The 13,000-nt window shown below is 57.4% G+C and carries 12 protein-coding genes and 1 tRNA gene; 6 read left to right on the forward strand and 7 right to left on the reverse strand.

The features are described from left to right. Positions 1-131: 131 nt before the first annotated feature. From cgtA to rplU, 3 genes are all read right to left on the reverse strand, one after another. The gene (gene cgtA, locus HZU72_RS02485; protein ID WP_180090295.1) at positions 132-1,319 is read right to left on the reverse strand and encodes an Obg family GTPase CgtA; all 1,188 of its coding nucleotides are present in this window, start codon (positions 1,317-1,319) and stop codon (positions 132-134) included. Positions 1,320-1,541: 222 nt separating this feature from the next. Further along, positions 1,542-1,799 (reverse strand): 50S ribosomal protein L27, encoded by a 258-nt coding sequence (gene rpmA / locus HZU72_RS02490; RefSeq protein ID WP_008957069.1) that lies wholly within the window; start codon positions 1,797-1,799, stop codon positions 1,542-1,544. Positions 1,800-1,828: 29 nt separating this feature from the next. Next, complete coding sequence (gene rplU, locus HZU72_RS02495) at positions 1,829-2,140, reverse strand: 50S ribosomal protein L21 (protein WP_022520761.1); 312 nt, start codon at positions 2,138-2,140, stop codon at positions 1,829-1,831. A 334-nt stretch (positions 2,141-2,474) separates the two neighbouring features. Here rplU and ispB point away from each other — a divergent pair, with 334 nt between their 5' ends. Both ispB and HZU72_RS02505 read left to right on the forward strand, forming a co-directional pair. Further along, complete coding sequence (gene ispB / locus HZU72_RS02500; RefSeq protein ID WP_180090297.1) at positions 2,475-3,479, forward strand: octaprenyl diphosphate synthase; 1,005 nt, start codon at positions 2,475-2,477, stop codon at positions 3,477-3,479. A 100-nt stretch (positions 3,480-3,579) separates the two neighbouring features. Further along, positions 3,580-3,656: transfer RNA gene (locus HZU72_RS02505), tRNA-Pro, on the forward strand. Between the two features lie 149 nt (positions 3,657-3,805). Here the strand turns inward: HZU72_RS02505 and HZU72_RS02510 are convergent. From HZU72_RS02510 to HZU72_RS02520, 3 genes are all read right to left on the reverse strand, one after another. Beyond that, the gene (locus tag HZU72_RS02510; protein WP_180090299.1) at positions 3,806-4,675 is read right to left on the reverse strand and encodes a glycine betaine ABC transporter substrate-binding protein; all 870 of its coding nucleotides are present in this window, start codon (positions 4,673-4,675) and stop codon (positions 3,806-3,808) included. Between the two features lie 120 nt (positions 4,676-4,795). Beyond that, the gene (locus tag HZU72_RS02515; RefSeq protein ID WP_180090301.1) at positions 4,796-6,049 is read right to left on the reverse strand and encodes a M24 family metallopeptidase; all 1,254 of its coding nucleotides are present in this window, start codon (positions 6,047-6,049) and stop codon (positions 4,796-4,798) included. A gap of 70 nt (positions 6,050-6,119) precedes the next feature. Continuing rightward, the gene (locus HZU72_RS02520) at positions 6,120-7,010 is read right to left on the reverse strand and encodes a HalD/BesD family halogenase (RefSeq protein ID WP_180090303.1); all 891 of its coding nucleotides are present in this window, start codon (positions 7,008-7,010) and stop codon (positions 6,120-6,122) included. A gap of 101 nt (positions 7,011-7,111) precedes the next feature. Here HZU72_RS02520 and HZU72_RS02525 point away from each other — a divergent pair, with 101 nt between their 5' ends. After that, complete coding sequence (locus HZU72_RS02525) at positions 7,112-8,017, forward strand: LysR substrate-binding domain-containing protein (protein ID WP_180090556.1); 906 nt, start codon at positions 7,112-7,114, stop codon at positions 8,015-8,017. A 26-nt stretch (positions 8,018-8,043) separates the two neighbouring features. Here HZU72_RS02525 and HZU72_RS02530 read toward each other — a convergent pair whose 3' ends face one another. Beyond that, entirely contained in the window at positions 8,044-8,949 is a 906-nt protein-coding gene (locus HZU72_RS02530) for a LysR substrate-binding domain-containing protein (RefSeq protein ID WP_180090305.1), read from the reverse strand. A 183-nt stretch (positions 8,950-9,132) separates the two neighbouring features. On the opposite strand from HZU72_RS02530, the gene HZU72_RS02535 reads away from it, so the two are divergent. Genes HZU72_RS02535 through HZU72_RS02545 form a run of 3 tightly spaced genes read left to right on the forward strand, consistent with a single transcriptional unit; the run spans position 9,133 to position 12,970 of the window. Beyond that, positions 9,133-10,626, forward strand: a complete 1,494-nt coding sequence (locus HZU72_RS02535) for an aldehyde dehydrogenase (RefSeq protein ID WP_180090307.1) — start codon at positions 9,133-9,135, stop codon at positions 10,624-10,626. A gap of 5 nt (positions 10,627-10,631) precedes the next feature. Beyond that, positions 10,632-11,831, forward strand: a complete 1,200-nt coding sequence (locus tag HZU72_RS02540; protein ID WP_180090557.1) for an iron-containing alcohol dehydrogenase — start codon at positions 10,632-10,634, stop codon at positions 11,829-11,831. Further along, on the forward strand, positions 11,828-12,970 hold the full coding sequence (locus tag HZU72_RS02545) for a mandelate racemase/muconate lactonizing enzyme family protein (protein ID WP_180090309.1): 1,143 nt from the start codon (positions 11,828-11,830) through the stop codon (positions 12,968-12,970). The genes HZU72_RS02540 and HZU72_RS02545 overlap by 4 nt, the downstream gene beginning before the upstream one ends. Positions 12,971-13,000 lie beyond the last annotated feature (30 nt).

A 13,000-nucleotide genomic window follows, 5' to 3' on the forward strand; every position in this document is an offset into this window, starting at 1 on the left:
AAATCAGCCACGTGCAACTTAATCAGACGCCCATAAAAGGGGCCGCGCGAACGCAGCCCCCTTTTTGCATACTACCGATTTTAGCTTACTTTCGATTTTAGCTGACTACCGAATGCACCCGCTCAATACCACTAAGGGGCGTATTCGACTTCAACGTCGTAATCATCGTCGTCGAAGTCTTCGTCATCTTCATCGTCGCGCTTACGCCGACGGCCCAGGCGAGCTTCGGTACGCGCAACCGACTCCTCTTCCATGCGGCGGCGCATCTCTTCTTCACGGGCCAGCGCTTCTTCATCTTCGTGCTCAAGGCGGCGCTGCTCGGTCAACCAGCGGTAGGCTGCCTGAACCAGCTTATCAGTGCCGTCACTGCTGATCGCCGAAATGCGGAACACCGGGCCTTCCCAGTTGAGCGCTTGAATAATCTTCTGGGCGCGCTCTTCACGCTCATCTTCCGGCAGCAGGTCAAACTTGTTCAGCACCAGCCAGCGCGGCCGCTCAGAAAGCGCCGGAGAGAACTGCCCCAACTCGTGAACAATCGCCTTTGCCGCTTCCACCGGGTCGGACTCGTCAAACGGTGCCACGTCGACCACGTGGAACAGTAGCCGCGTGCGGGTTAAGTGCTTCAGGAAGCGCAACCCTAAACCGGCGCCTTCAGAGGCACCTTCGATCAAGCCCGGTACGTCGGCCATGACGAAGTGCTCGTGCATACCCAGTTTTACCACGCCTAAGTTGGGCACTAAGGTCGTAAACGGGTAGTTGGCGACCTTGGGCTTGGCGGCGGACACCGAGCGAATCAGCGTCGATTTACCCGCATTGGGCATGCCCAGCAGGCCCACATCGGCCATTACCTTCATTTCCAAGCGCAGGTTGCGGCGATCGCCGTCGGTACCCGGTGTCGTCCGACGCGGTGCGCGGTTGGTAGACGATTTAAAGTGGATGTTACCCAAACCGCGGCGGCCACCTTCGCCCACCAGCACCACCTGACCAATTTCGGTCACATCGGCGATGACTTCCAGGGTGTCTTCATCAATCACCGTGGTGCCCACCGGCACTTTGACGTGCAGGTCTTCACCGGCCTTGCCGCTCATTTGGCGGCCCATGCCGCCCTGCCCGTTCTGGGCTTTATAGAAGCGCTGGAATTTAAAATCGATCAAAGTGTTAAGAGCATCGTCACCAATGAGGTAAACGCTACCACCATGACCGCCATCGCCCCCATCGGGGCCGCCCCTGGGCACATATTTTTCGCGGCGAAAGCTCAGACAGCCATTGCCGCCTTTGCCCGCCTCAACAATAATCGAGGCTTCATCGACGAACTGCATTGGATTCTCCCGGCCGCTTCCGCCGCCCTAATATGCACTACTGTTTTCCCAACTCTTTTCCCAACCCTTTACTGCCACCAGCATAATGATAAATACATCGTGATATAGACATGGTGATAAAGGCATCGTGGTAAAGCGTATTGGAAAAGAGATTTAACCGACAAAAAAGCCCCGCCATAGCGGGGCCTTTTTTCTCGCAACCGCGAGCATAGTACTAGCCGTTTAGGCAGAGACGATGCTAACGAACTTGCGGTTTTTCGGGCCTTTGGTCTCAAACTTCACAAAACCGTCGCTCAGTGCGAACAGTGTGTGGTCACGACCAAGGCCTACGCCTGTGCCCGCGTGGAAACGCGTGCCGCGCTGACGCACGATGATGTTACCCGCAGTCGCCGCTTGGCCACCGAAGAGTTTTACACCTAAGCGTTTGGACTCGGAATCGCGACCGTTACGCGTGGAGCCGGCTGCCTTTTTATGTGCCATTGCAAAATCCTCCTAAGGGAATTGACCGCTTACGCAGAAATTCCGGTAATTTTGACTTCAGTGAACCACTGGCGGTGGCCCTGACGCTTCATGTGGTGCTTACGACGACGGAACTTGATGATGGTGACTTTATCGCCGCGCCCGTGGGAAACCACTTCGGCAGAGACTTTAGCACCACTGATCATCGGCGCACCGATGTTGAAGTCATCGCCGTCAGCGACCATCAGCACTTCGTCAAACTCAATCGTTTCGCCGGTAGCGACTTCGATTTTCTCGAGCTTGAGGGTTTGACCTTCTTGAACGCGGTACTGCTTACCACCGCTTTTGATAACTGCGTACATGTCGCTCTCCGGACTGTCGTTAATGCCGTTCTAACGGTTAAACGGCACTCATCTCCTACGCTCTTTCGAGTCGTGCTCTTATCGACCTGCTGCGAGTGGCGCCCCTTTTGGAGCCATCTGACAGGGAGCAAGATGAGTGGGTCGCGGATTATAACGACTATCTTCTCTTACCACAAGACCATAGGCCGTTGTCAATTGACACGACCATCTCCTTATAACGGCATATCATAGCGTGACCACCGCGCGTGTCTTGACGCCTAACAGGCAGCCCCATAGCATGACCTCCACTATGGGCGGGAGTAACCGCCTCAATCTGCCGCGATGAACGTATCCCATGACCGCTAACGTCTCCTCAGCCCAGCCTGACAGCCCAACGCCTTCACCGCTGCATGCCGTGGTGGCCGATGATTTCGCAGCCGTCAATCGGACAATTGTCGAGCAGCTCAATTCTAAAGTGCCACTGGTTGAAACGATCGGCCAGTACATTACCGAAAGCGGCGGCAAGCGCTTGCGCCCTTTACTGGCACTCCTAGCCGCCCGCTCCCTCGACTACACCGGCGACAAGCATATTCCGCTGGCCACATTAATAGAGTTTATGCACACCTCCACGCTGCTACACGATGACGTGGTGGATGAATCGCATATGCGCCGGGGCAAGAAAACCGCCAACGACGCCTGGGGCAATGCGCCCTCGGTACTGGTCGGTGACTTTCTCTACGCCCGCTCGTTTCAGATGATGGTCGATGTGGGCTCGATGCGCATTATGGCGATCCTTTCCGGCGCTACCTGCATCATCGCGGAAGGGGAAGTGCTGCAGTTGACCAACATCGGCAACCCCAGCATCTCCGAAGAGGACTACTTCGAGACCATTTTGGGCAAAACCGCCATGCTGTTTGAAGCGGCTTCCCACAGCGGTGCCGTGCTGGCAGAAGCAACGCCTGAACAGGAGCGCGCTCTACAGTATTATGGCCGCTACTTAGGACTCGCCTTTCAATTGATTGACGACCTGCTGGATTACCAGGGCGACGCCGAGGCCATGGGCAAAAACGTTGGCGACGACCTAGCCGAAGGCAAGCCGACGCTGCCGCTGATCCACGCCATGGAGCAAGGCACGCCGGAACAGGCCAAGCTGATTCGCCAGGTGATTCGCGATGGCGGTCTTGAGCAGCTCGACGCCGTGCTGGAAATTATTCACGCCACCGGCGCACTCGACTATACCCGCCAGCGCGCCGAAGAGATGGCCGATAAAGCCCTGCAGCAGTTGGACGCCCTACCGCCCAGCGCCTACCGCGACAGCATGGCCCAGTTGGCCCGCTTAGCGGTTGATCGCCAAGCATAAAAATTGCTAGATCACACCGCCGAGGACTTGAAAAAACACGTCTGGCTAAGTATGATCCACCTCCGTTGTTGAGCACAGATACGCACGGCTCGGCAACCTTCGGAATATAGCTCAGCTTGGTAGAGCGCTGCCTTCGGGAGGCAGAGGTCGTAGGTTCGAATCCTGCTATTCCGACCAAGAACACTATGAAAAACGGCCACTTAGCTAACACAGCAAGTGGCCGTTTTTTGTTGGTAGCAACACTAGGTTCCATATAGGTAGCACGCGCCAAAACGAACGACTGCTAACATATCTCAGCTATGCTGACTCAGGTAGTCAATAAAGTATTATTCGTCGTCACCAGACTCTATCCACCCATCAATCAAGTCACGATTCTCATCGATCCAAGTCTGAGCACCTTCTACTGGGTCACCGGCTTGCTCGATTTCGGCCATCAGGCCGCCCAATGTATCGTCGTCCATGTACCAATCATTGAGCACGGACGTTAGCCAGGGGTCATCGTCACCGAAACCTTTGCGCGAGAACCAGTGAATATCGTCACTTTCGCCATAAACGCCCTCAGGATCTTCCAGATATTTGAGGTCGTACTCAGCAAAGGCCCAATGCGGGCTCCACAGTGTCACGACGATCGGCTCTTCGCGCTGATAAGCATCATCTAGCGCCGCCATCATCGCCGGCCCAGAGCTATTGATTTGCTTAAGTGGCAGTTCGTACACGTCTATCGCATCGTCGGTAGAGCCTGCAATTGCCGAACCTGAGTCAATACCAAGAATAGTCGGGCTACCCTGGTACTCATAAGCCTCGGCGTTTTCGCCAAGCTCAGGGATGGTGTCGATATCCACGTAGCTCGGCACCACCAGGCCCAGCCCAGTGCCTTCGTACCAAACGTCGTGCACGTCAATCGCATCCTTGTGAGGCTCAAGGAAAGAGGCATCAGTGGTAGGTAACCAGATCTCCAGGGAGAGATCGAAGTCCTCGTTGGCCAGGCCACTGTAAAGCACGCTCTTGCCGACATCGGAAAGCTCAATGTCATAGCCATGCTCTTCTTCAAGGATGATCTTCCACATGTTGGCAACTGCAATGTTTTCGGCCCAATTGTTGGTACCGATCACTAATGACTTGTGATTGTCCGCCTGAACGGCAGTTGTCGTTGCGAGCAGCCCTACCACCAAGAACGATGATGAGATTTTATTCATATTAAGCTCCCTTCTAATAATTTAGCCATGCTAAAAAGTCAATCGTAGCAGGTTATTACCGAATAACGATCGACATTACTGAATAGCCATCATGAGAAAAAAGAATGTAGTACCATTTCACTAGGTATATTCCAGCAACCTGGAATCGAAGGGATAATCGGACAGTAACTCCACTTTTCCGTCGTCGCGTACGTAGAGTTGCTCCTCCAGCTTGACGCCCTCACCACCCTTTTCGTGGCCGATAAAACTCTCCACGCAAAGCGTCATTCCCGGCTCAATAATTCCGTCGTAGCCCTTGTCGTCGATATCCTCACGATGAACGATGTAGGGATACTCGCCATTCATGCCAACGCCATGGGCCAAGGCGAAGTAACGGCGCGCCTTGTAGGCTTCTGGAAGCTGCCAGGCACGCTCGGCGTATTCCTTGAAACTGATGCCGGGCCGGATGTTTTCCATATTGGTGCGTATCTGTTCATAAGCCATGGCGTAGAGATCCTTCTGCGCCTGGCTTGGCTGGCCATCGCCACACAGGAAAGTGCGAGAGAAGTCGGCATAATAGCCGTAGCGTCCGACCACGTCGGTATCTAGCGCCACCAGCTCGCCTTCTTGAATGATGCGGTCTGAGCACTCCTGGAACCATGGGTTGGTGCGTGGTCCCGAGTTCATCAATCGCGTCTCGACAAAGTCAGCATCGGTTTCGATGATGTGCTGGTGCAGCCTTGACCACACAGCGTTCTCGCTCATGCCCGGCTTGATCGCCATTTCGAGCTTATGCACACCCTCTTCTACCGCACGCAGAGACGAACGGATCATTTTGATCTCATTGGGCACCTTGATAGCGCGTGCCAACTCCAGTGGCGCCTGTGCATCCAATACCTCGAAGCCATTCCTCTGCAGCATGAATGCCGCTTCCGGCGTGGCGCTTTCGATGCCGATACGTTTACCGCCTCCACATTGACGAACGAGGTCGGTAATCTCATCCGCCCAGGCGCGGGTTACCGCCTCGGTGTTCTTCTCATTGAAATAATAAGAAATTGCCTTGGCTGGGCGGATCTCATCCACTGTTGGCAGGTGCTTGGCTAAGTGCTCGCAGCCGGAAAACTCGAACAACACCACTGGCCCTTCGGCGGGGACGAACGCATAGCGCGCCGGGTTGCGCGAGCTGTAGACCTGCATGTTGCGCGAGCCTGTGGCATAACGTACGTGTGCCGGGTCAAAGAGCACTACCGCGGTCAGGTCACGTTTGACGAGTTCATGCCGAACACGGCCAAGACGGTCGAGCAGTACCTGTTCAATCTCGGCGTGCGTCGGCTCGCAATCGCTAGGCGCATGGGTCGGCGGAAGAATGCCGAGGGTATCGAGATCCATCTTCATCCTCTCTCCTCATTCAGTAAAGGTATAGGGCAGTAAAGGTATAGGTCAGTAAAGCTATAGGGATGGGGGCTCAGTCGATCAGACCGTCATGGCGCTCCGCATAGCTGGCCTCTGCCTGGATATGCTGTTCGGCGACACGCCCGTACAGTTGGCGTGTGCGTTCGAGCTTGCCGACCACGCCGGGCTGCTGCGAATAGGCGAAAATAGCCGTCAGTCGTGGTGTATCACCTTGCACTTCTGAGACGCGGTGCAGACTGAAGCGACCTTTGAAAAGCTGTAAATCACCCGGACGCAGATCCAGACGCTTTATCGGTGTTGAATCATCCTCACGAATCACTGCGCTGACACCGGTATAGTTTTCGTCCTGTGGTGTACGAATCCCCGGGCAATACTCGAAAACGCCGCCCGTTTCGGGCTGCTGCGTCATCATGGTGACGATGAATTCGTTGGTGTCGTAGTGCCACGGCTGCTGAGTACCATCGGGCAGTACGTTGAGCACCAAGCCAGCGAAGGGGTCGGCGTACTCATAAATTTGCTCTTCGCCAAGACAGCGTGCCACCAGCGATTTCATTGCCTTGGAAACATAGAGTCTATGAATCAGGCTATCCGCCGTGATCATGTCCCGGGTGACGAAACCGCTAGTGCGCGTCATGAATATACGACGCGGATCATCATCCGGTAGCGAGGGGTCATCAGCCGTAAAGTAGGCGTTGACCTGGCGCGTGTTGAAGAAACTTTTCTCGGCCATGTGCGCACTCTCTGTCCGCGCTTGCTCAAGCACAGTCGGATGCAGAAAGCCTCGCAGCACCGCACAGCCCTCACGGTCAAGATCACGCCGGGCAGACTCAATGACCTCAACAAGCGACGGACTATTGGGCTCATCGAGTGGATAGCGTTGGGTATCGACAAAGGCAGACAAATCTAGGCGCTCGGCATCCGCCAACTGATCAGCGTTCAGCATTGCATTATCCTCCAGAAAGAAATATGAGCCGGGCTTGGCACCCCGGCGTATCTGGAGGCATAGTGGATAAACCAGCTCTATTGAGGAAACAATTCCTTGTGATGGATTCCATCGGCTATACCGATAGCTCGCCCCGCACGCCGTCCCTCGACAACGAACTGCTGAGTGCTTTCGTTGCCGTCGTGGACAACAATGGATTTACTGCTGCCGCTAACCAACTCCATAAGACCCAGTCGACAATCAGCCTGCGCATACGCACCCTGGAAGAGCGGCTCGGCACGCGTCTGTTGCAGCGCACGAGCCGTCAACTGACACTGACCCAAGATGGTGAAACGTTTCTGGTCTACGCCCGACGCCTGTTGCAATTGCAACGCGAGGCGTTAAGCGTGCTCGGACACGGCGACCACGACGGAGTAATTCGTTTCGGCCTACCAGAAAATTATGCCGAAGCCTGGCTACCGGCACTATTGGCGCGCCTTGCTGAGCTACATCCTCGCATTCGGCCGCATATTCATTGCCGCATGTCGAGTGAGCTCATCGAATCTTTAGAAGCAGGAGAGCTTGATCTCGTACTGACAATTCAACACAAGAGCCAACGGCATGGGGTATCGATGGGCCATGAGGAAGTGGTTTGGGCAGCGCATCAAGATTATTGTGTCGCCCCCAATGCGCCGATCGCATTGGCGCTCTTCCCTGATCACTGCCCTTATCGAGAGCGCGCCCTGGAAGCCCTTACGCGCCTGGGCAGACAATGGTCGCTGGAGTATACGACCCAAAGCCCCACCGGGCTGCGCGTGGCCGTCAATCAGGGCAAGGCCGTAACCGTCACTGATCGACGCGCCATGCCAGAGAACTGGCGCATCCTTGATGAAGCGGAAGGGTTCCCAGCGTTGCCACCTGCCGAGCTGGCGGTTCGAAAATCGCCGAGTTTCCAGCATCCCGCGGGTGATACGCTCGTCGACCTATTGCGTGAACAACTTCTCTCCGATAACAGCGACGCCTCATAGCCCTGCGGTCACCTGTCCGTAGCGGCTTATAAACCTACAGGCGGATCTTCGATCTCCTGCGCCAGCCATTGGCGGAAAAGCTTGAGGTTGGCCGACTCCACTTGATGCGGCCGGGTTGCCAACCAGTAGGAGCGATGCCCGGTAACCTCGACATCAAGCCATGATACGAGTTCCCCTCTATCCAGCTCACGCGCGACCATGTGCCGGTCTGCGATGGTCACGCCTACCGCGTTGACGGCGGCATGAATCGCCAACTCAAGGAGATCAAACGCGATACCACCGCTGGTCTTCACGCCTTCGATACCGGCCGCTGACAGCCAGTGATCCCAGGTATGAAAGCGATCCTCGCCCCAAAGAACATGAAGCAGCACCTGGTGATTGAGGTCGAGCGCATCACGACGCCTAGACCCTCGGAGCTTGGGTGCGCAGACGGCGATATGACTTTCTTGCATCAGGTGCACCACCTCGGCATCCGACCACTCACCGGTTCCAAAACGAATCGCTGCATCCAGGTTTTCGTCTCCTACCAGGTCGTCATCGGCACGCGTTGTCAGGGACAGCTCCAGATCAGGGTGCAATGATTTCAAGCGCCCCAGCCGCGGGATTAACCATCGATTGGCAAAGGTCGGAGGCGCATTCAGGCGCAGGTGGGGGATAGCATCTGGCTCTTGCAGCCCTCTTACAGTCCAGGCAATACGATCAAAGGACTGACGCAGCACTGGCTGCAACCGCCGTCCCGCGTCGGTCAATCGAAGGTGGCCCGAACCACGTTGGAAAAGCGGTACCCCCAACTGCTCCTCTAGCAACTTTACTTGACGGCTAACCGCGCTCTGGGTCACGCAGAGCCGCTGCGCCGCCAGGGTAAAACTTGCACACTCGGCGGCGGCCTCAAAGGCCTTTAGAGAATTGAGTGGGGGTAATGTGCGTGACATGCGCCGTGGCCTCATTGGGTGATTTTTTCGCAGAAACTAAGCAGAGAATGTCAGTAAACGCCGGATGAATACCAGACTTGCATGAGTTATTGGAATACCCCCGGTTCGCTTTCCTCGTTTGTGGGGCCACACCTGAGCGCCTAGTATCACGACGACATGCCAACTCACCGCCGAGGTTATTTGATGACGGACCGCTCCCACGCCGACTGGCAGAACCGCGCGAGCTCTCTCCCGCTGCCACAACTGGCCTATATCGACGGACAATTCGTCCCGGCCCGCAGCGGCGCTACCTTTTCTGCAGAGAATCCTGCCACTGGTCAAGTGCTCACCGATGTGGCGGCTTGCGATGCTGCCGACGTCGACCTCGCCGTCGCCAGTGCTCGCCGCAGTTTCGAGAGTGGTGAATGGCGAGACTTGCCGCCCACCGAGCGCAAATCACGCATGCTCGCCTGGGCGGATGCCATTGAGGCACAGCTCGACGATATTGCGTTGCTAGAAACCTTGGAAACCGGCAAGCCGATTGGCCAGACCACAACAGTGGATGTGCCCGGCCTGGTCGGGGGGCTGCGCTGGTATGCCGAGTCACTCGACAAGCTTTACGGTGAAACGGCGCCCAATGGGGCAAACAGCGTCTGCCTCGTAGACCGCGAGCCGATGGGCGTGGTCGCCGCCGTGGTGCCCTGGAACTACCCGTTGATTATCGCGAGCTGGAAGATTGGCCCGGCACTGGGCGCTGGCAACTCGGTGATACTCAAGCCCGCTGAGCAGTCTAGCCTGGCTACGCTCAAGGTGGCCGAGCTTGCCCAAGGGGCTGGCATCCCCGCTGGCGCCTTTCAGGTGGTCACAGGCCTGGGCCACATCGCTGGCAAGGCATTGGGCCTGCATGCTGGCGTCGACGCTGTCGGTTTTACCGGCTCCACTGAGGTCGGCAAAGCCTTCCTTGAGTATTCTGCGCACTCCAATATGAAGCGCATCGGTCTGGAGTGCGGTGGCAAGAGCCCCCACATCGTCACTCGCGATGTGGAAGATCTGGACACCATCGCCATGTCGGTCGCCTATGGTGTCTGGTACAACCAGGGCGAGACCTGCCACGCGGGAACCCGCTTGATTGTCGATCGAACCGTCAAGGAAACGCTGCTTGCCAAACTCCGCGATTGGGCCGAGGCACTACAGCCCGGTGACCCACTCGACCCAGCCGTACAGATGGGGGCGATGATTGAACAGGCGCATATGGAAAAGGTGCAGGGGTATCTCGAACAAGGCCAGCGCGAAGGGGCGCAACTCTTGTTCGGCGGCGAGCAGGTACGCTGCGAAAGCGGAGGGTACTACCTGACCCCGGCGGTGCTCGACGATGTCACCAATAATATGCGTGTGGCCCGCGAGGAAATATTCGGGCCCGTCCTGGTTGTGATTACCGTGGACGACCTGGATGAGGCGTTGACCATCGCCAATGACACCGATTACGGCCTAGGCGCGGCGATATGGACTGATCGACTCCGCGACGGCCACCGCGCCGCCCGCGCCCTACGAGCGGGCACCGTTTGGGTTAACTGTTACGACCACACATCGATCAATGCACCCTTTGGTGGCTATAAGCAATCCGGCCAGGGTCGCGACAAATCGCTTCATGCCTTCGATAAGTACACAGAACTCAAGACCACCTGGATCGAGATTTGAGCACCATGTCCCTGAACCATTTTCACACTGGACGTCAGACACCGATCATAGCGGGGCCTGACAGTCTTAAGCAGCTACCCGAGCTTCGCTGCCGCCTGGGTGCCAGCCGTTATATGGTCATCAGTGACCAAGGTCTTGCCGCAACTGGCCTGGTCGATGCACTGGTCGACGATCTGGCGGTTGATGCCGAGGTAGACACCTTCCTGGCACCGGCAGGCGAACCCAGCGTGACTAGCGCCGATGCGGCCGCGGCGGCGGTTCGTGCCCTGACCGGCCGCCCCTTGGTAATAGGGCTGGGCGGCGGCACCGCGTTAGACATCGCCAAGCTGGTCGCAGCCCTGGCAGAAAGCCCTGGTGACATGGAGAACTATCTGCTGGCCATGACCCCTTGGGCAGGGCGTGTACCGGCCGTGATGGTGCCAACGACCTCGGGCACCGGCTCCGAGGTTACGCGCACTTCGATCCTCACCGATACACAGGGACGCAAGCTTTGGGCCTGGGGCGACGAGCTGTTACCCGACGCCGTCCTCCTCGACCCGGCACTAACGCGTGACCTGCCCGCTCCACTCACCGCCACCACCGGCCTGGATGCCTTCGTCCACGCGCTGGAGGCCACTACCGGCCAGGGGCGACACGCATTTATTGAGGCCCCGGCGCTGCAGGCCATCCGTCAGGTAGGTGAGACGCTGCCCATTGCAGTGGCTACCCCGCATGATTTGGAGGCCCGCCAACGCATGCAGGAGGCTGCTTGCCTAGCGGGCCAGGCCATCGATAATGGTGGCACCGGCATCGCACACAACATCGGCCATGCCCTGGGTAGCTGTTACCACTTACCGCACGGTGTTGCCGTGACGCTGGCCCTGGAAGCGTCATTGGCTTGGTCAGTGACAGGTAATGAAGCACGCTTTACGCCAGCAGCCCATGCCCTGAAAGCCGGCTGCAAAGCACAAGACTTGCCCAGGCTATTCCGTGAGCTCGCTGATCAGGCCGATTTCAATCAAGCCCTTGCCCCCTTTACTGAGCTGACGTTAAACGCTGAAGCGCTAGCCTCGACCATGCAAAAAGAAGAGAACGCGCCTATGGCCCGCAACGCTGCTCGCCGACCAACTGACGATGACTGGCAATGGCTCGCTGAAGCCACTGTGACCGTGTTCGCACGTCGCGTCGCCGAGCTTGCCACCCAGAACAGCGAGGTCAGCGCATGAACGTAATTGAGCGCATCGAGATCAGCCAGCACCAGTGCGAACTGGATCCACCTTTCCCAGCGGCTTGGGATAGCCAACCCAGGCGCAAGTTTCCGGCTGCCATCGTTCGCGTGATCGACAGCGAAGGCCGTGAGGGCATCGGCTCGGGTGATGCCATGTATGGCTTCGACGACTTCCGGTCGCTATTCATCGGGCAAGACCCCTTAGCCATCGAACGCCACAGTGCAGTGATTGATAACATCGGTTTTCATGCAGGGCGCTGCTGGCCATTGGAAGTTGCCCTCTGGGACTTGATCGGCAAGATCAAGGCCCAACCGTTATGGCAATTGTTGGGCGGCACCTCATCACGCCTGAAAGCTTACGCGTCCAGCGGTACCCATCGCCCTATCGAGCAGGTCGTCGCCCTGGCCGAGCAGGTTCGCGACGCAAGCATCCCCGCCCTGAAACTACGCTTTGGCCGCCAGCGGCTCGACGATGATCTGGCCGTGCTCGCCGCTGTGCGTGATGCCGTGGGACAAGAATTGGATCTGATGGTCGACTGCAACCAGGGCTGGCGGATGCCGTGGGATACCCAGGCCCCCTGGGATTTGGCCAAGGCAAGCGAGGTGGCTGAGGAGTTGATTCGCCATAATGTGCTTTGGATGGAGGAGCCGCTCTATCGCGGCGACTACCCCGGCATGCGCGCCCTCAACGACCTGACTGGCGAGCGACTGAAAATCGCCGGTGGCGAGATGACCCGCGAACCCTACGAATTCCGCGAAATGCTGCGACAGCAGTGTCTTGACGTCTATCAACCGGACGCAGTGTGCTCAATCGGCCTTCTCGGCCTATCGCGGCTGGCGAAAGAGGTCACCACAGCGGGCAAATGGTTCACGCCGCATACTTGGGGCAATGGCATTGGTCTTGCCGCCAATCTGCATCTCACCGCAGGAGCGGTTGGCCCGGCAGGCTGTCCTTATCTGGAGTACCCCTTCGATCCCCCGGAATGGACACCTGAGGTGCGCGACTTCCCGCTGACAGCCGCTATCAAACCCGACGCCGAGGGCTGGCTGACACTCTCTGATGAGCCTGGCCTCGGCATCACGCTTGATGAAGCACGCCTGGCGGCCACCCGCGCTGACCAAGCAACTTGGCAATAGCCGTCATTGCCGTTTGTGACTGTGCAAAGC

The organism is Vreelandella sedimenti (assembly GCF_013416325.1).
Taxonomy (GTDB): domain Bacteria; phylum Pseudomonadota; class Gammaproteobacteria; order Pseudomonadales; family Halomonadaceae; genus Vreelandella; species Vreelandella sedimenti.